The sequence below is a fragment of the Rhodococcus olei genome, assembly GCF_039540555.1.
In the GTDB taxonomy this organism is placed as follows: domain Bacteria; phylum Actinomycetota; class Actinomycetes; order Mycobacteriales; family Mycobacteriaceae; genus Rhodococcus_G; species Rhodococcus_G olei.
Genome location: NZ_BAABFB010000021.1, coordinates 1 through 16,716, shown reverse-complemented (window position 1 = coordinate 16,716; position 16,716 = coordinate 1). Strand labels below are relative to the sequence as shown.

16 protein-coding genes are annotated in these 16,716 nt (G+C 69.9%); 10 read left to right on the top strand and 6 right to left on the bottom strand.

Annotated features, from left to right (window positions below; genetic code table 11):
• The first annotated feature begins 3 nt into the window (after window positions 1-3).
• From ABD951_RS04275 to ABD951_RS04260, 4 genes are all read left to right on the top strand, one after another.
• Window positions 4-1,224: a CaiB/BaiF CoA transferase family protein gene (locus ABD951_RS04275; RefSeq protein WP_345342503.1), complete on the top strand. Its 1,221-nt coding sequence runs from the start codon at window positions 4-6 to the stop codon at window positions 1,222-1,224.
• Window positions 1,221-2,420 carry an acyl-CoA dehydrogenase family protein gene (locus tag ABD951_RS04270; RefSeq protein WP_345342502.1) on the top strand — a complete coding sequence of 400 codons (1,200 nt, stop codon included), beginning with the start codon at window positions 1,221-1,223 and terminating at the stop codon, window positions 2,418-2,420. The genes ABD951_RS04275 and ABD951_RS04270 overlap by 4 nt, the downstream gene beginning before the upstream one ends.
• A gap of 47 nt (window positions 2,421-2,467) precedes the next feature.
• Window positions 2,468-3,463: a LysR family transcriptional regulator gene (locus tag ABD951_RS04265; protein WP_345342501.1), complete on the top strand. Its 996-nt coding sequence runs from the start codon at window positions 2,468-2,470 to the stop codon at window positions 3,461-3,463.
• A 321-nt stretch (window positions 3,464-3,784) separates the two neighbouring features.
• Window positions 3,785-4,633 carry a 3-hydroxybutyryl-CoA dehydrogenase gene (locus tag ABD951_RS04260; protein WP_345342552.1) on the top strand — a complete coding sequence of 283 codons (849 nt, stop codon included), beginning with the start codon at window positions 3,785-3,787 and terminating at the stop codon, window positions 4,631-4,633.
• A 208-nt stretch (window positions 4,634-4,841) separates the two neighbouring features.
• Here ABD951_RS04260 and ABD951_RS04255 read toward each other — a convergent pair whose 3' ends face one another.
• Window positions 4,842-5,447: a TetR/AcrR family transcriptional regulator gene (locus ABD951_RS04255; protein WP_345342500.1), complete on the bottom strand. Its 606-nt coding sequence runs from the start codon at window positions 5,445-5,447 to the stop codon at window positions 4,842-4,844.
• Window positions 5,448-5,582: 135 nt separating this feature from the next.
• On the opposite strand from ABD951_RS04255, the gene ABD951_RS04250 reads away from it, so the two are divergent.
• On the top strand, window positions 5,583-6,734 hold the full coding sequence (locus ABD951_RS04250; RefSeq protein ID WP_345342498.1) for a lipase family protein: 1,152 nt from the start codon (window positions 5,583-5,585) through the stop codon (window positions 6,732-6,734).
• 63 nt (window positions 6,735-6,797) lie between these two features.
• Here ABD951_RS04250 and ABD951_RS04245 read toward each other — a convergent pair whose 3' ends face one another.
• Together ABD951_RS04245 and ABD951_RS04240 are read right to left on the bottom strand one after the other, a co-directional pair.
• Window positions 6,798-7,541, bottom strand: coding sequence for an SDR family NAD(P)-dependent oxidoreductase (locus ABD951_RS04245; protein WP_345342496.1), 744 nt, complete (start codon window positions 7,539-7,541; stop codon window positions 6,798-6,800).
• A gap of 15 nt (window positions 7,542-7,556) precedes the next feature.
• Window positions 7,557-8,480, bottom strand: a complete 924-nt coding sequence (locus tag ABD951_RS04240; protein ID WP_345342494.1) for a 3-oxoacyl-ACP reductase — start codon at window positions 8,478-8,480, stop codon at window positions 7,557-7,559.
• Between the two features lie 190 nt (window positions 8,481-8,670).
• Here ABD951_RS04240 and ABD951_RS04235 point away from each other — a divergent pair, with 190 nt between their 5' ends.
• Entirely contained in the window at window positions 8,671-10,266 is a 1,596-nt protein-coding gene (locus ABD951_RS04235; protein ID WP_345342492.1) for an acyl-CoA synthetase, read from the top strand.
• Between the two features lie 56 nt (window positions 10,267-10,322).
• Here ABD951_RS04235 and ABD951_RS04230 read toward each other — a convergent pair whose 3' ends face one another.
• Both ABD951_RS04230 and ABD951_RS04225 read right to left on the bottom strand, forming a co-directional pair.
• Window positions 10,323-10,817 (bottom strand): nuclear transport factor 2 family protein, encoded by a 495-nt coding sequence (locus ABD951_RS04230; protein ID WP_345342490.1) that lies wholly within the window; start codon window positions 10,815-10,817, stop codon window positions 10,323-10,325.
• A gap of 21 nt (window positions 10,818-10,838) precedes the next feature.
• Entirely contained in the window at window positions 10,839-11,708 is an 870-nt protein-coding gene (locus ABD951_RS04225; protein WP_345342488.1) for an LLM class F420-dependent oxidoreductase, read from the bottom strand.
• A gap of 231 nt (window positions 11,709-11,939) precedes the next feature.
• Here ABD951_RS04225 and ABD951_RS04220 point away from each other — a divergent pair, with 231 nt between their 5' ends.
• A complete protein-coding gene (locus ABD951_RS04220; RefSeq protein ID WP_345342486.1) occupies window positions 11,940-12,824 on the top strand; it encodes an IclR family transcriptional regulator in 885 nt (294 codons plus the stop codon).
• A 65-nt stretch (window positions 12,825-12,889) separates the two neighbouring features.
• On the opposite strand, the gene ABD951_RS04215 is transcribed toward ABD951_RS04220, so the two are convergent.
• Window positions 12,890-13,390: a hypothetical protein gene (locus tag ABD951_RS04215; RefSeq protein WP_345342484.1), complete on the bottom strand. Its 501-nt coding sequence runs from the start codon at window positions 13,388-13,390 to the stop codon at window positions 12,890-12,892.
• 184 nt (window positions 13,391-13,574) lie between these two features.
• Here ABD951_RS04215 and ABD951_RS04210 point away from each other — a divergent pair, with 184 nt between their 5' ends.
• From ABD951_RS04210 to ABD951_RS04200, 3 genes are all read left to right on the top strand, one after another.
• On the top strand, window positions 13,575-14,450 hold the full coding sequence (locus ABD951_RS04210; protein WP_345342482.1) for an alpha/beta fold hydrolase: 876 nt from the start codon (window positions 13,575-13,577) through the stop codon (window positions 14,448-14,450).
• Window positions 14,447-16,138: an FAD-binding protein gene (locus ABD951_RS04205; protein ID WP_345342480.1), complete on the top strand. Its 1,692-nt coding sequence runs from the start codon at window positions 14,447-14,449 to the stop codon at window positions 16,136-16,138. The genes ABD951_RS04210 and ABD951_RS04205 overlap by 4 nt, the downstream gene beginning before the upstream one ends.
• Window positions 16,139-16,204: 66 nt before the next feature.
• Window positions 16,205-16,716: acyl-CoA dehydrogenase family protein (locus ABD951_RS04200; protein WP_486374948.1), on the top strand; the 512-nt coding region annotated here is incomplete at its 3' end.

The following is a 16,716-nucleotide window of genomic DNA, read 5'->3' as shown; positions in this document are numbered from 1 at the left end:
ACCATGTGCGGGCCTCTCACAGGAATTCGAGTGCTCGACCTCGGCCAGTACATCGCCGGGCCGGGCGCAGGCCAGACCCTGGCCGATCTCGGCGCGGACGTGCTCAAGGTGGAGAGCCTGAGCGGTGACCAGGCCCGTGGGATCGGCACCTTCGGCGAGGCGATGGTGCAGGCCTACAACCGGGACAAGCGCAGCATCGCCCTCGATCTCGGCCGAGAGGAAGGCCGGGAGATCCTGCACAAGCTGCTGGCGGAGGCGGATGTGTTGGTCCAGAACTTCCGCCACGGCTCGGCCGAACGGCTGGGCATCGGCCCGGACGAGCTGAGCAGGCGCTACCCCCGGCTGGTCCACGGCGGCGTGACCGGGTTCGGGGTCAACGGACCGTCGCGTGGCCGTCCGGGACTCGACATCGCCGCCCAGGCGGAGTTCGGGCTCATGTACGCCACCGGTGAGGCGGACGGGGAACCGCAACGCCTGGGCCTGCCCGTCGCCGACGTCACCGCGGCCAACGCTCTCGCCACCGGAATCCTCGCCGCACTGTTCCAGCGGACCTCGACGGGGCGTGGCGCGCACGTCCAGACCTCCCTGATGGAGGCGACGTTGTCGATGCAGGCGTCCAACTGGGGCGAGTACACGCTCACCGGGCAGGCGCCGCGACGCAAGGGCAACGGACAGGCGCTGGTCGCGCCCGGCGCCGATGTCGTCACAGTGGCCGACGGGACGATCGTGCTCTCCGCCTACACCGCCGAGAAGTGGTCTGCGCTGTGCAATCTCATCGACCGACCGGAGCTGATCGACGACCCACGGTTCGTCGACAACCCGGCGCGGGTCGCGCACCGCGCGGAGCTCCTGGCGGCGCTGTCCGAGGCGTTCGGCGCGATGACCAGGCACCAGGCCGTCGAACGGTTGCAGTCCGCCGGAATCGTCTGCGGCGCAGTCCGATCGTTCGACGATCTCGTCGACGACAAGGATGTCGCGGCGTCCGAGATCCTCGTCGATGTCGCCACCTCCGACGGGGGCAGGTACACCAGTCCGGGGCTGGCCTTCACGCTCGACGGCCGTCGCCGCACCACCTCCGTCTCGGCACCGGTGGTGGGTCAGCACACCGTCGCCGTCCTCCGTGACCTCGGCTACCCGGATTCGGCCGTCGCCGCGCTGCTCGACAGTCGGGTCGTCGGCGCCCCTGCTTTCTCCCTACGTCAAATAGAAAGGCACTCTTCATGATCAACCCCGAGATTCTCGACCATGACTTCCCCACCTACTTGAAGGTGATCGCCGAGTTCACCGAGAACGAGCTGATCCCGGCCGAGAACGAGATGGTCGAGGCGGGCGAGGTTCCCGTCCGCCTCGTCGAGCGGATGGCGCAGCTCGGGCTGTTCGCGATCACGATTCCCCGGGAGTACGGCGGGCTCGGTTGGTCGATGGAACAGCAGGTGCTGCTGACGTTCGAGTTCACCCGCGCGTCGTGCGTGTACCGCTCGCGCTTCTCGACGGTGATCGGCCTGTGCTCGCAGGCGATCCTCGATCACGGCACCGAAGACCAGCGCCGCCAACTGCTTCCGGCGATGGCGGCGGGCACGCTGGTGACCGCGTTCGCGCTCACCGAGGAGTTCGCGGGCTCCGACGCGGGCGCCCTGCGCACCACCGCGCGGCGTCGGGGTGATGTGTACGTCCTCGACGGGAGCAAGCGGTACATCACCAACGCCGCGTGGGCGGACGCGTTCGTCGTCTTCGCGCGCACCGACGAGGCCGAGCCCGGCGCCGCGGGAGTCTCTGCCTTCATCGTGGACGCCAAGTTGCCCGGAGTGCGAACGGCATTGCCCGCCATCATGAACGGGCATGCGGAGGCGCCGGTCGGCGAGATCCACCTCGACGGAGTCGAGGTGCCCGCCGCGAACCTGCTCGGCGGTCCCGAGGGTGAGGGGAAGGGGCTGACGATGGCGTTGCGCGGCATCAACCACGCGCGCATGCACGTCGCGGCGACCTGTATCGGCCAGGCGACCCGGATGCTCGAGGAGACGACGGCGCATCTCATCGGGCGCAGCCAGTTCGGGTCCCCGCTGTCCGAGCTCGGTGCGGTACAGGCGATGCTCGGTGCGAGCTTCGCTGAGATGGAGGCCGGCCGGGCCCTGGCGATCGAGAGCGCGCGGGCGTTCGACACGGGCGTGATCCCGCGGCACCGGATCGCCGCGGCCAAGCTGTACGGCTCCGAGATGGCCGGCCGCGTCGCCGACCGCTGCGTGCAGCTGCTCGGCGGCGAGGGCATCGTCGGTCCGCACCCCGTCCCCCGGATGTGGCGAGACGTCCGGGCGCTGCGCATCTACGAGGGCTCCTCGCCGATCCACGAGCGCAACCTCGCCAAGGCCATGATCAAGCAGGTCGGGGCCGACGGCGCACTGCCGGATTCCTATCGCGTCTGACGCCGCGGTTACGCCGGTCCGCCGTGGGTGGAGGGAAGATTGACGCTGTGGATATCCGACAACTCGAGTACTTCCTTGCCGTTGTCGAGCACCAGGGGGTGAACCGGGCGGCTCAGCACCTGCAGGTCGCGCAGGCGTCCATCTCGCAGGGCATCCGTCAGCTCGAACGTGAGCTGAAGCTGAGCCTGTTCCACCGGACCGGCCGTAACCTCGTCCTCAATCCGGCGGGTCAGCTGCTCGTGGAGCCGGCGCGGAAGGTGCTCGGTGACCTCGTCGCAGCGCAGGACATCATGCGGGGGGCCCGGGAACTGCAGGTCGGGTCCGTCACGATCGGCACGATGCCGGAGATGTCCAGTGACGCGGTCGCCGCGTGGAGTGCCTCGTTCACGCGTCTCCACCCCGAGATCCGGATCGACGTGCTGGAGTTCCCGGGCGCGCGAGAATTGTGCGACGAGGTGCTCGCCGGTCGTTGCGAGCTCGGCTTCACCACCTTTCCGGTTCCGACCGAGAACCTCGAGCGGATCGAGCTGGGGGACCAGCGGCTGTTGCTCGTGATGCCGCCCAGGACCCCTCCCCCGGTGCAGCCGCTCGCGCTGAGGCGGCTCGGGGATGTACCACTGGTGGTGAGCAATTCGGCGCTGCGCGAGAACGACCTCGTCACCTCGATGCTGCGTCGGGAGTCGGTGCTTCCACTGGTCCGGGCCCAGATGCCGGACCGGCACGCGCAGATGACGCTGGTCCTCAACGGCGCCGTCAGCGCCTTCCTGCCGCTGCGGATGGCGACGGCCGCGCACCGGTTGGGCGCGGTCGTCGTCGAGACCGATCCCCAGATCCGGACGCCGTTCGGCATCGTGCACCGCCCCGGGTCGCTGAATCCGGCTGCCCGGAGCTTCGCCGTCCAGAGCCACGCGGAGCTGACGCGGCGCAACGCACGGATCGCCGAACTGCAGGCGGCCGGTGCATCGCTGCTCGACGCGGCCCTGACGGAGCAGTCCGAACGGGGATCGGACAGAAGCCGCACCCGGAAAGGACCCGGCACCTGATGCCGAACCGGGCACCTTGTGGTTCCGGAGTGGACTCCCACCCGCATTTCACTCTCGCGAAGGCAGGTACCCGGCCCGGATGAGCACGACCACACCCGGGGGTGCAACGGGTGGTCTGAATCTCTGCCGACCGGGTGTTCGCCAAGAGTATCAACGCCGGTGACCACGGCAGGCGCCTGCCCGGGTGAACCCTCTTTCCAGGTGGGCTCCGAGTGGTGGCACGCGTGTGCGGCGGTGGGTTCTGGTGTGTGAGTGATGCTTTGGCCGATTTCGACGATGGCGCCGTCGTGTGACGGCTGGTTCAGGTTTGGAGGGATGACAGTGGAGCTGATCGGAGTCATCGGTGGCGGCACCATGGGTGCCGGCATCGCCGAGGTGTGCGCGAAGGCCGGGAGCGACGTCCTGGTGCTCGAGACCAAGCAGGAGTTCGCCGACGCCGCGACCGAGCGGATCGCGTCGTCGATCTCCCGCGGCGTCGCGAAGGGCAAGATCACCCAGGAGGAGGCCGACGCCGCCATCGCGCGCGTCCGCGTGACCCTCGACATCGAGGAGTTCGCCGACCGCGACCTCGTCATCGAGGCCGCCCCGGAGATCGAGGCGCTGAAGTACGAGATCTTCGGCAAGCTCGACAAGATCGTCAAGCCGTCCGGCATCCTCGCCACCAACACCTCCTCGATCCCGGTCATCAAGGTCGCGGGCGCCACGCAGCGTCCCGAGCGGGTCGTCGGCGTGCACTTCTTCAACCCGGTCCCGGTGATGCCGCTGGTCGAGATCATCTCGACGCTGGTCACCGCCCCGGAGACCGCCGCCGCGGTCACCGACTACGCGAAGAACACGCTGCGCAAGACCACCGTGCAGGCCGGGGACCGGTCCGGGTTCATCGTCAACGCACTGCTCATCCCGTACCTGTGCCAGGCGGTGCGGATGCTCGAGTCGGGTTACGCGACCGCCGAGGACATCGACGCGGCGATGAAGGGTGGCTGCGGCTACCCGATGGGTCCGCTGACGCTGCTCGACACGGTCGGTCTGGACGTCGCGCTCGCGGCGTCGGAGTCGTTGTACGCCGAGTTCGCCGAGCCGCACTACGCGCCGCCGGCGTTGCTGCGCCGGATGGTCGACGCCGGTCGCCTCGGTCGTAAGTCCGGCCGCGGCTTCTACGACTACAGCTGACGGCGGCACCGGTGGGCCGTTCCCGTGCCGGCGGCCCGCCCGTTCGGGGCGGCCGCCGGATGCAGGTTCGCCGGGAGGCGACGGGTCGGTGGAGCGCGGCCGACGCCGGTCGTCGGCGGCACAGAGCACCTCCATCCGGCCTCCGTCGCCGCCGACCGCTGCACACGGATCTGCGCACCACCGCCCGGCGACCCGGCGGTGGGGTTGCTCAGAACGCCCCGGGTGCCCGCAGCAGCGCGACGGCGGTGCTGACGAGTTCGCGTGCGAGATCGTCGAGTGGCTGCGCCTCGTTGCCCTCGCGTTCCCAGGCGGCGAGTGCCGCGATGACGAACCGGGACATCAGCGCGACCCGCCGCGTCCGTGCCTCCGGCGGCAGGTGGTCGAGGGTGGCGGCGATCTCGGTGAACAGCTCGTGCACGACCATCACCGACTCGACGTGCGGTTGGTCGGCCGCGGCCTGCTCGTCGAGGCGGAAGAAGTCGAGCCGGATCGTCGCCAGCCACTGCTCGGAGAAGCGCGCCCAGTAGCTCGGCCGGTGCCGGTCGAGGTCCGCGACGAGCGGTTCGACGTACGCGCGGACCATCGTGGGCAGGTCGAACCCGTCGTGGGCGCGGGCCGCGGCGATCAACGCCGACCGGTCGGCGTTGACGCGGACCGTGTGCGACTCCCACACCGCGATCAGCAGGTTCTCCCAGGTGCCGAAGTGGTAGGTGATCGCCGAGTTGTTCCGGTGTCCGGCAGCCTTGACGACCTCGCTGGCGCGGACACCGTGCAGTCCGCGCTCGGCGACCAGGCGTTCGGCCGCCTGAACCAATGTGTCCTTGCCTCTTGACTGCTGTGTCGGCGCCACGGTACTAAGAAACCCTTCTTAATTCTTTTCCGAGGCGAGTTCCTCGTACCCGTTCGGAGGTTGTCGATGCGTTTGGTTCCTGCTGCTGTTCCCGTCCGCATGATAGGGGGATTCGCGGTCGCCGCGATCGCGTTGGCCGGCTGCTCGTCCGGCGGTGACGCCGACGCGCCGGCCACCCCGAAGGCCGGCGACGTGCTCTCGACTGCGCCCCTGACCAACGCCGCCGTGCTGCCGAGTGCGGGCCGAAGCGAGCTGATCACCTATGCGTCGGAGAACGGCAACGGCACGCCGATCGTGGTGTCGGGGACGGTGGCGTTCCCGCACGGGTCGGCGCCCGAAGGCGGCTGGCCGGTGATCAGCTGGGCGCACGGCACGACCGGCATCGCGGACACCTGCGCGCCCTCGGGGGACACCGTCGACGGCGCGGTGCACGACTACGTCGGCAGCGTCAGCGCCACTCTCGACGACTGGGTGAAGAAGGGCTACGTGGTCGTCCAGACCGACTACGAGGGCATGGGAACGCCCGGAGACCACACCTACCTCAACGCGACCTCGGAATCGAACGCGGTGACCGACATCGTCAGGGCAGCAAGGCATCTCGATGCTGGTGTCGGAAGCAAATGGTTCGTCGGCGGACACAGCCAGGGTGGCGCGGCCACGGTCAGCGCGTCCGATCAGGCGGTGGGCCGCGCTCCCGAACTGTCCCTGCTCGGCGCGATCGCCGTCGCCCCCGGGAGCGGGCTGAGCCAGACTCCCGCGTACATCAAGTCCGGGAATCCGGCCATCGCACCCGCGCTGGCCTTCCTGCCGATCACGTTGCTCGGTGCAGCGGCCGCCGACCCGGCCGTCAAGCCGGAGCAGATCGTCACCGACGCTGCGGCGCCGCTGATGACCGCGGCCCGGCGCGGCTGCATCGCCGACATCCGCGCGGCCGTGCCGTCGGTTCCGGTGGACAAGGCGATCCGACCGGATGCCGATCTCGGTCCGTGGACGTCGTATCTGGCCGCGCAGGAGCCCTCCAACGCTGCGCCGAAGGTGCCGCTGCTCGTCGCGCAGGGGACCGCCGACCAGCTCGTCACCCCCGCCGCCACGAACGCGCTGGTGAAGGAACTGTGCGGCAAGGGAACTCGCATCGACTACCGCACCTACGACGGTGCCGACCACCGCGCGGCGGTGCAAGCGTCGCTGGTCGACGCGGAGGCGTTCACCACTGCCCTCCTGAACGGGCAGGAAACCCCGCAGACCTGCTGAGACGGCTCGACCGATGCGAGAGTCCCCGAGGTCCCGGCAGGGACCTCGGGGACTCTCGGCGCGTCACCGCAGCTTGATGCTGCCCCCGTCGACCATCAGGGTCTGGCCGGTCATGTAGCTCGCGTCCTCGCTGGCCAGGAACACCGCGACCCGTCCGATGTCGGACTCGGGGTCGCCGAATCGGTGCAGCGGGGTCTTCGCGAGCAGCACCTCCTCGACACCGGGGTTGGCCTCGACGTACGCCTTGACGCCCTCGGTGAGTGCCAGCGGGGAGATCACGTTGACGTTGACGTTGTCGGCCGCCCACTCGTTGGCGGCGACCCGGCTGATCGCGCGGATGGCCTCCTTCGCGGCGGCGTAGGAGCCCTGCGTCAGCTGCCCCTCCAGACCGGCGCCGGACGCGAAGTTGATCACCGACCCCTCGTTCGCGGCGAGCTGGGCGTGCGCGGCCTTCATCAGCCAGAACGTCGGGTAGAAGCCGGTCCCGAACGACAGGTCGAGCATCTCCTGGGTGGTCTCGAGCAGGGGCGCCTGCCGGGACGCGTGCGCGTTGTTGACCAGGACGTCGACCTTGCCGAACGCCTCGACCGCGGCCGCGACGATCGTCGCCGCGCTCTCCTCCTTCGAGATGTCCGCGTGCAGGTACCGTCCCGCGCCGCCGAGTTCGTCCTCGAGCGCCGTGCCCGCGTCGTCGTTGATGTCGACGAACAGGATTTTCGCGCCTTCCTTCGCGAACGCTCGGACGATGCCTCGGCCGATGCCCCCGGCGCCGCCGGTGACGATCGCAACCTTGCCTGCAAGCCTCATGTCAGCTCCTTCGAATCAGTCGACCGCCAGCGCGGCCTTCTCCAGCTCGGCAACGCCGTACGCGGAGTAGGTCTCGTACTGCCCGCGGCCGGTGAAGTACGACGAGAGCTGCTGGTCCAGCTCCTCGACGGTGAAGGCGGAACCGGATGCGTCGAAACGGTTCTCGACCTTCGGCGACGCCATCAGGGCGACCATCTTGCCGTAGACGACGAAAACCTGACCGGTGATCTCGTGCGATGCCGGGGAGGCCAGGTAACTGACCAGGGTGCCGACCCGCTCGGGGGCGAGCGGGTCGAGTCCGGCCGTCGTGCCGTCGGACTCGCCGAACGCCTCGGCGGTCATCGCGGTCCGGGCGCGCGGGCAGATCGCATTGGCGGTGACGCCGTAGCGGGCCAGGCCCTGCGCGGTCGACAACGTCAGGGCGGTGATGCCTGCCTTCGCCGCCGAGTAGTTCGGCTGTCCGGCGGAGCCGAACAGGAACGCCTCCGAGGAGGTGTTGACGACGCGGCCGTAGACCGGTCCGCCGGCCGCCTTGCCGGCCGCGCGCCAGTGCACGGCGGCGGCGTGGGAGGTGGCGGCGTGGCCCTTGAGGTGGACGCGGATGACGTCGTCCCAGTCCGACTCGGACAGGTTGAAGATCATCTTGTCGCGCAGGATGCCCGCGTTGTTGACGAGGATGTCGAAGGAGCCGAAGTGGGTGACGGCCTCCTCGATCATGCGGGCGCCCAGTGACCAGTCGGACACGTCGCCGGTGACGGCGACGGCCTGGCCGCCGGCGGTGCGGATCTCCTCGGCCACGTCGTGGGCAGCCTGGCCCATGTCGTTGACGACGACCGCGGCTCCGGCCTGCGCGAGCGCGAGGGCCTCGGCGCGGCCGAGTCCGGCGCCGGCTCCGGTGACGACGGCGGTCCGGCCGTCCAGGCTGACGGATTCACCCATGTTTGTCTCCTGTGGTCTTTGCAGCAGTTCTTCCGCTGACACTGCGGCGAAAACTAGTATTGATTCTATTTCCCGGCAAGGTGTCGTCCCACCCTCGACGCGATCCCGGTGACCGGGAGTGACCCGGCCCACATCTGGGCCTTGTGGCACCGTCTGGGCGCCCGATCACACTGCGCGAGAAGGACCCTGGATGTCGCTGAACCTTGCCGACCTGTTCGAAGCAGCCGTTGACGGCGTGCCCGACCGCACCGCGATCGTGTGCGCCGGCGAACGCGTGACCTACGCCGAACTCGACGCCGGAGCCAACCGGCTCGCCCATCACCTCGTGGGTGCCGGGGTCGGGCCGGGCGATCACGTCGGCATGTACATGCGCAACAGCATCGAGTTCGTCGAGTCCCTGCTCGCGTGCCTGAAGATCCGGGCCGTCCCGGTGAACGTCAACTACCGGTACGTCGACGCCGAACTGACCTACCTGTTCGGCAACGCGGAACTCGTCGCGGTGATCGCCGACGGCGAGTTCGCCGCCACCACCGCCGCGGTGCTGCCGCAGACCCCGACCGTCCGCCACGTCCTGACCGTCGGACCGGCCGCGGACCTCGACTGGGGGGCCGTCACCGCCGCCGACTTCCACGACGCCGTCGCCGCGCAGTCCGCCGACCGCGACTTCCCCGAGCGCAGCGACGACGATCTGTTCATCATCTACACCGGCGGCACCACCGGGATGCCGAAGGGCGTGATGTGGCGGCACGAGGACTTCTTCCACGCGGCCCTGACCGGCGGGAACCCGTTCGGTGAGCCGTACGCCGGCCCCGAGGCGGTGGCGGCCGCGGTCCCGCACATCCCGGAGATGACGTGGATGCTGACCGCTCCGCTGATCCACGGCGCCGCCTTGTACACGCTGTTCACCGGGTTCTGCGTCGGCACCACCCATGTGCTGATGCCGAGGTTCGACGCGCGGGAGGCGCTCGCACTGGTCGAACGCGAGCGTGTCATGACGCTGACCGTGGTCGGTGACGCCATGGCCCGGCCGCTCGCCGACGCGATCGTCGAACACGGTGCCGAGTACGACCTGAGCTCGCTGCTGGTCGTCGGCTCCGGTGGTGCGCTGTTCTCCAGGGGAGTGCGGGAGCAGCTCGTCGCGCACCTGCCGCAGCTCACCGTCCGGGACGGCTTCGGGGCATCCGAGTCCGGCGTCGACGGCAACCTCGAGATCGGCGCCGACGGGCTGATGCGGATCGCGGGCAAGCCGACCGTGCGGGTCGTCGACGAGCGGATGCAGCCGGTCACGCCGGGGTCGGACGAGGTCGGGTACATCGCCCGGTCCGGCAACGTTCCGCTCGGCTACTGGGGCGACCCGGAGAAGACGGCCGCCACGTTCCCGGTCGTCGACGGCGTGCGGATGTCGATCCTCGGGGACCTCGGCCGGGTCGAGGACGACGGCACCATCGTGCTGCTCGGCCGCGGCTCCATGTGCATCAACACCGGCGGCGAGAAGGTCTTCCCCGAAGAGGTCGAGATGGCGGTCAAGAGCCACCCGGCCGTGATGGACGCGCTGGTCGCCGGCGTGGACGACGAGCGGTACGGCCAGCGGGTCGGCGTGGTCGTCCAGCCGCGTGAGGGGCACGCCGTGCCCGATCTGGACGAGCTGATCGACCATGTCACCACCCAGGTGGCCCGCTACAAGGCGCCCCGACTCGTGGTCGCGGTCGACGCGATCGTGCGGTCGCCCGCGGGCAAGGCGGACTACCGGTGGGCGAAGGCCACGCTCGAAGCGGCACCCCGCTGACCCCGGCCCGCGAATGCCCCGGCGGAACCGTTCCGCCGGGGCTTCCGGTGTCCCGGTCAGACGGTCGCGGTGACGCCGGCCGCGAGGATGTCGCGGGCCTCGGCGCGTCCGTCGAGCAGGCGGTTGGTGCGCAGGGTGACCTTCCACTCCCCGTTCAGGCGGGCGAACTCCCACCGGTTGGCGGTGATCCGCGCGACCCGGTTGGCGCCCGTCTCGGTGTCGCGGAGGACGAGCTGGGAGTGGCAGGTCGCGACCGCGGTGTCACCGTCGATCGCGATGTGCGGCGGCCCGACCAGGTGCGCGCAGCCGCCGTGGATGTACGACTGGTGGTTCGACGACCGGACCATCGACTCGATCTCGGCGCGGCCGCTCATCGATCCGGTGTCGACGTCGTAGACGCCGTCCTCGGTCCACAGTCCGGCGACCGCCTCGGCGGATCCGCTGTCCACGGCCGGACCGTAGGCGCTGATGATGTGCATGATCGCGAGCTTGTCCTCGAGCAGCTGGACGCGGTCGGCGAGCTGGGCGACGAGCTCGGAGGTGTCGGTCATGGTGTTCCTTTCGGTTGTCGATCAGTCGAAGTCGATGCCGAGCGGGCCGGCGAGCTCCTTCAGCTCGGCCAGCTGGTCGCAGTAGTGGTCGACGCCGGTCGCGGCTATGGTGACGCCGGCCGCGGTCGCGCCTGCGTCCCGAAGCCGCGCCAGCGCCCGGATCGCGACGTCGGGCGCGCCGGCCGGGTCGAGTGGGCGCGGCGCCGCGAGCACGATCTCCATGTCCGGCCGCGGCGGGGTTGCCTCGAGCATCGCGGCCAGGTCGTCGAGTCGCAGCCCGAACGGCACCCAGCCGTCGCCGAGCTCGACCGCGCGACGCAGGGATCTCGCGGTTCGGCCGCCGATCCACAGCGGCACCGTGTCCTGCACGGCGTGCGGTCGTACGACCACGTCGGCGAAGTCGTAGAACTCGCCGTGGTACTCGGGTTCCGGTCGAGAGAGCGAGGCGCGCAACGCGCGCAGGGCGTCGTCGGCGCGCTCGCCGCGCCCCGAGAACTGCGCCCCCAACAGGTCGAACTCCTCGCGCAGGCTGCCGATGCCCAGGCCGAGCGTCAGGCGCCCGCCGCTGACCCGGTCGAGGGTGCCGTAGCGCTTCGCGATCTCGAGCGGGTGGTGATAGCCGAGCACGACGACCTGCGTGACCAGCCGGATCCGGGTGGTACGGGCGGCCAGGTAGCCGAGGGTGGCGAGGGGATCCCAATAGGTCCCGCCGCGTTCGGCGGCGACAGCGGTCGGCACCGCGACGTGCTCGCTGCAGGTCAGGTGGTGGTATCCGAGTCGATCCGCGGTTTCGCCGATCCGGGCGACCTCGTCGATTCCGGCGCCGACCTCCCAGTCCGCCCGTGTGCCGGGGTGCTGGATCAGCACCGGGGTGACGATCCCGATTCGCATGCCTTCTCGCTCCCGTCGGTCGGGGACTGCGCCGGACCGTGGTGGACCCCGCGTCCGCTTTCTACCCCGGCCCGGTCGGCCGGTTACGGGCGCTCTCGGTGGCCGGGACCGCGCGAATCAGGACACAGTGTTCTACATCACCCCGAGGCTTGGTACAGTTTCAGAATTCATTTCAGTTTTGTGGATCGTACGATGACCATCCATGCGATCCACCGGACCGGAGGAGCCGCCATGACGGTCGTCACCGATGCGCCCACCCCCAAGGCCACCCGCGATGTGCCGCCGTCGATGGTCGAACGGATGACGCTGATCCTCGACGCCTTCGACGGTCGCGCCGCACGGCTCACTCTCGAAGAGGTCGCGTGCCGATCCCGCCTCCCGCGGTCGACGGTCCACCGCATCCTGGACTCGCTGGTGAAGCTGAACTGGGTCGAGCACGCGTCGTTCGGATACCGCCTCGGCCGCCGCGCACTCGGCACGGGCGGTGACAGCGGCCAGGCCGAGCTCCGCGAGGCGGCCGCGCCGCTGCTGCACGAGCTGCACCTGCAGACCGGCATGGTCGTGCACCTGTCCGTTCTCGACGGCCACGAGATCGTCTACCTCGACAAGGTCGGCGGCCGGATGGCGGCCGCGATCCCGTCGCGGGTCGGCGGCCGGCTGCCCGCCCACGCGACCGCCGCAGGCAAGGCGATGCTCGCCTGGCTCGACCCCGAGCGGGTCGACGCGGTCTGCGGCGACCGGCTCGGCCGGGTCACCGCCAACACCATCACCGGGCTGGGCACCCTGCACCTCGAACTGAACCGGATCCGGCAGCGTCGCGGCCTCGCGTTCGAGCGGGAGGAGTCGACCCGCGGTGTCGCGTGTGTCGGTGCCGCGGTCCGCGGCACCGAGGGCCCGGTCGCGGCGGTGTCGCTGAGCGGCGACGTGCGCACCGCGCCGCTGGAACGGGTCGCACCGCTCGTCGTCGACGCGGCCCGGGAGATCGGTCGCACCCTCCACCCCGAGATGGCGGCACCACGCCGGGCCGTGCGGCCCGCGGAGCCGGTGCCTGCCGACACCTGGTCGCCGGAGGCCCGCACCCGCGTGCTCGGCGGTCGGGTCGGCGGCTGGATCTAGTCAGCGCCGCGCGGCGAGAACGGGCCGGTCAGGAAGCTGTGGCCGGCCCGTCGGCGTGCCCGTTGTCAGCGGTTGTCCTTCTTCGCCTGCCGCCGGTCGCCGGCCGCGATCGTCGACGCCTCGTACTTCATCCGACCCGGCGACTCGCGGGTGCGGTCGACGCGGATCACGCCTTCGGACGGCACCCGGGAGCCGTCGGTGTCGACACCGCCGAACGACGGGGCGTCCTTGCGGGCCCGGGCCAGCCGCTCCTGCTTGAGTTCGAGCGCGGTCTGTTCGGCCACGACGGCCAGGCGCCTGCTGACCCGCGCGAGGGCGTCCTCGAAGAGTTCCGCCTTGCGGGCGTTGTGCTTGTTCGCGGCCTTCGCGGCGCCCCGGGCGCCTTTCTGCACGACCTTCTTCGCGCCCGCCCGGTGGTACAGCTTCACGTACTTGTTGCGGTGCTTGCGCACGCGACTGTGCAGAGCGATCAGGTCGTCCTCGTCGAGCTCCGCCATCCGCGTCTTCCTGGTGTCGCGGACGAGCAGGAATTCGTCGTCGGTCAGGGACTTCAGCATCTTCGCCATCTCGGCTCCGATCCATGTCGACGGATGCACCTGATGGTAGTCGCGGGGGCACATCGGGGCCGGGAGTTCGGCGGCCGAGGCGGCGCCGCGGGATTCGGCGACGGCACCGCACACCATGCCGGATGATCTCGCTGATCGGGAATTCACCTGCCCGCGACCCACCTGGACTGGCACCGTCGGGTCCATGACGAGCGAACTCACCTACGAGTCCACGAAGAGGGAGGTCGTGACCGACCTCGGAGTGCTGCGATACCACGAGGCCGGAGACGGCCCGCCGCTGCTGCTGCTGCACGGCTCCGGACCCGGCGTGACCGGATGGCGCAATTACCGCGGCGTCCTCGCCGACTTCGCCGAGCACTTCCGGTGCCTGGTGCTCGAGTTTCCGGGCTTCGGCGTCAGCGACCCCGGGGACGGGCACCCGCTGGTGATGGCCGGAGCGTCGGTCGGGGTGTTCCTCGACGCTCTCGGCATCGACGAACCGGTGCACATGATCGGCAACTCGATGGGCGGCATCGTCGCCACCACCGTCGCGATCAACGCGCCGGAGCGGGTGAACAAGCTGGTCACCATCGGCGGCGTCGGCAAGAACGTTTTCGCGCCCGGCCCCGGTGAGGGCATCAAGCTGCTGATGGAGTTCACCGACAACCCGACCCGCGAGGGCCTGATCCGGTGGCTGCACTCGATGGTCTACGACCCGGCGGTGGTCACCGAGCAGCTGATCGAGGAGCGCTGGGAGCTGGCCACAGAGCCGCTCACCCTCGAGATCGCCGCCCGGATGTACGGCAGCAAGGCCTTCGCGGCCAACGCCGCCGCCGCGCAGGCCTCCGACGTCACCCCGTACTGGGCGCAGCTCCACAAGGTGACGGCCCCGACGATGCTCACCTGGGGTCGCGACGACCGGGTCAGCCCGGTCGACATGGCGATGCTCCCGATGCGCGACATCCCCAACGCCGAACTGCACGTGTTCCCGAACTGCGGGCACTGGACGATGATCGAAGCCAAGGACGCCTGGACCTCCGCCGTGCTGGCCTTCCTGCGTCGCGCGGACACCACTCGATGACGGAACAAGCCTGGGACACCGCCGTCGACTTCCTGGTCGTCGGCAGCGGCGGTGGCGGCATGGCCGCAGGCATCGCCGCCGCCGACCTCGGCCTCGACACCCTGATCATCGAGAAGGGCAAGAAGTTCGGTGGATCGACCGCGATCTCGGGCGGCGGCATCTGGATTCCCAACGCCCCCACCCTCACCCGCAAGGGTATGGTCGACGATCCGGGCGCGATCCGCCGCTACCTGCGCACCCTGACCGCGGGGACGGTGTCCGACGCACGGATCGACGCCTACGTCGAGAACGGCCCCGAGCTGATGGGGCTGCTCGACCGCAGCAAGCACATGAAGCTGTACTGGGTGAAGGGGTACTCCGACTACCACCCGGAGGAGGAGGGCGGCAGCCCGCTCGGCCGCACCATCGAGTGTCTGCCGTTCGACACCCGAAAGCTGAAGGAGGACGAGCAGTTCCAGCGTCCGAACAGCATGAAGGGTCCGCTCGGACTCTGGGTGACGTCGAAGGACTACCACGACCTGGCGATGGTCAAGCGCACCTGGGCGGGCCGCCGGGCGTCGATGGTCGCGGCGTGGCGCGTTGCGTCGAACGTGGTTCGGCGGCGGCACATGTCGACCGGTGGCCGTGCGCTCGTCGCCCGGCTGCGGATGGTGCTCAAGGACGCGGGTGTGCCGTTGTGGCTGCGTACCTCGATGACCGAACTCGTGACCGACGAGCGCGGCGCGGTGATCGGTGTGGTCGCCGAGCGTGAGGGCAGGACGGTCCGGATCCGAGCGCGCCGTGGGGTGCTGCTCGCGACCGGTGGTTTCGACCACAACCAGGAGATGCGCGACAGGTACCTTCCCGAGCACGGGCGGGCGAACATCAGCGCGGGTGCGCGGGAGAACGTCGGCGACGGGATCCGGGTCGGCCAGCAGCTCGGTGCCGCGGTGGACCTGATGGACGACGCGTGGTGGATGCCGTCGGTGTTCCACCCGATGGGTGCGGTGATCCCGCTCGTGTCCGAACGCTGCATCCCGCCGTCGGTGATCGTCAACGCCCAGGGCGAGCGGTTCACCAACGAGTCGTCGCCGTACGTGAACTTCGTGCACGACCAGCTCGAGGGCGGCCACGTGCCTGCCTGGTTCGTCATGGACACCAAGGCGAAGAACCGCTACCCGTTCGCGCAGGTGCTGCCGAACATGCCGTTCCCGCAAGGCTTCTACGACTCCGGGGTGGTGCACCGGGCCGACACCCTGCCCGAGCTCGCCGCGCAGATCGGTGTCCCGGCCGACAAGCTGGTCGCCACGATCGAGCGGTTCAACGGGTTCGCCCGCGCCGGCAAGGACGAGGACTTCGGCCGCGGCGACAGTGCGTACGACCGCTACTACGGGGACCCCACGATGAAGAACCCGAACCTGGACGAGATCGTCAAGGGGCCGTTCTACGCGATCCGCTGCGAGGCGGGTGACCTCGGCACGAAGGGTGGCCTGGTCTGCGACGAGAACAGCCGGGTGCTGCGCGCGGACGGCACGGCCATCGAGGGGTTGTTCGCGACCGGCAACACCACGGCCTCGGTGATGGGCAACGAGTACGCCGGCGCCGGAGCCACGATCGGACCGTCGATGGTCTTCGGATATCTGGCCGCGAAGTACGCCGCTGCGCATACGCTCCCACTGAGCAAGAGCACCGAAGGCGCATCCGCCTGACGGCTGGGACGATCGAAAGCAGGCGACGGTAGGCCGCCGGATCATCAGCGAAAGACGAGGGAAATCATGGGGCAGGTCCTGGATCGGATCGAACAGCACGCGGACGAGATCCGTGCGGACGGCGTCGAGGGCGACAAGCTGATGCGCCTGACCGACGCCAGCGCCAAGCGACTGCGGGAGTCCGGTGTGATCCGGATGCTGCAGCCCAAGAACCACGGTGGCCTCGAGGTGCACCCGCGTGAATTCGCGGAGACCGCGATGGCGATCGGCGCGATGGACGGCGCCACCGGCTGGGTCGCCGGCATCGTCGGGGTGCACCCGTGGGAGCTGGCGTTCTTCGACCCGAAGGCGCAGGAGGAGGTGTGGGGCCAGGATCCCGACACCTGGATGGCCTCGCCGTACGCGCCGATGGGCGTCGCGGTGCCGACCGACGGCGGCTACATCCTCAACGGTCGCTGGTCGTTCTCGTCGGGTACCGATCACTGCCAGTGGGTGATGATCGGCGCGGCGGTCGGCGACCAGGACGGCAACCGCGTGATGCCGCCGCAGATCCTGCACGTGCTGCTGCCCCGCAGCGA

Bases quoted from the DNA above. Each gene is read 5' to 3' on its own strand.
- ABD951_RS04275 (WP_345342503.1), top strand. From the start codon at position 4: ATGTGCGGGCCTCTCACAGGAATTCGAGTGCTCGACCTCGGCCAGTAC.
- ABD951_RS04270 (WP_345342502.1), top strand. From the start codon at position 1,221: ATGATCAACCCCGAGATTCTCGACCATGACTTCCCCACCTACTTGAAG.
- ABD951_RS04250 (WP_345342498.1), top strand. From the start codon at position 5,583: ATGATAGGGGGATTCGCGGTCGCCGCGATCGCGTTGGCCGGCTGCTCG.
- ABD951_RS04245 (WP_345342496.1), bottom strand. From the start codon at position 7,541: ATGAGGCTTGCAGGCAAGGTTGCGATCGTCACCGGCGGCGCCGGGGGC.
- ABD951_RS04240 (WP_345342494.1), bottom strand. From the start codon at position 8,480: ATGGGTGAATCCGTCAGCCTGGACGGCCGGACCGCCGTCGTCACCGGA.
- ABD951_RS04235 (WP_345342492.1), top strand. From the start codon at position 8,671: ATGTCGCTGAACCTTGCCGACCTGTTCGAAGCAGCCGTTGACGGCGTG.
- ABD951_RS04230 (WP_345342490.1), bottom strand. From the start codon at position 10,817: ATGACCGACACCTCCGAGCTCGTCGCCCAGCTCGCCGACCGCGTCCAG.
- ABD951_RS04225 (WP_345342488.1), bottom strand. From the start codon at position 11,708: ATGCGAATCGGGATCGTCACCCCGGTGCTGATCCAGCACCCCGGCACA.
- ABD951_RS04220 (WP_345342486.1), top strand. From the start codon at position 11,940: ATGACGGTCGTCACCGATGCGCCCACCCCCAAGGCCACCCGCGATGTG.
- ABD951_RS04215 (WP_345342484.1), bottom strand. From the start codon at position 13,390: ATGGCGAAGATGCTGAAGTCCCTGACCGACGACGAATTCCTGCTCGTC.
- ABD951_RS04210 (WP_345342482.1), top strand. From the start codon at position 13,575: ATGACGAGCGAACTCACCTACGAGTCCACGAAGAGGGAGGTCGTGACC.
- ABD951_RS04205 (WP_345342480.1), top strand. From the start codon at position 14,447: ATGACGGAACAAGCCTGGGACACCGCCGTCGACTTCCTGGTCGTCGGC.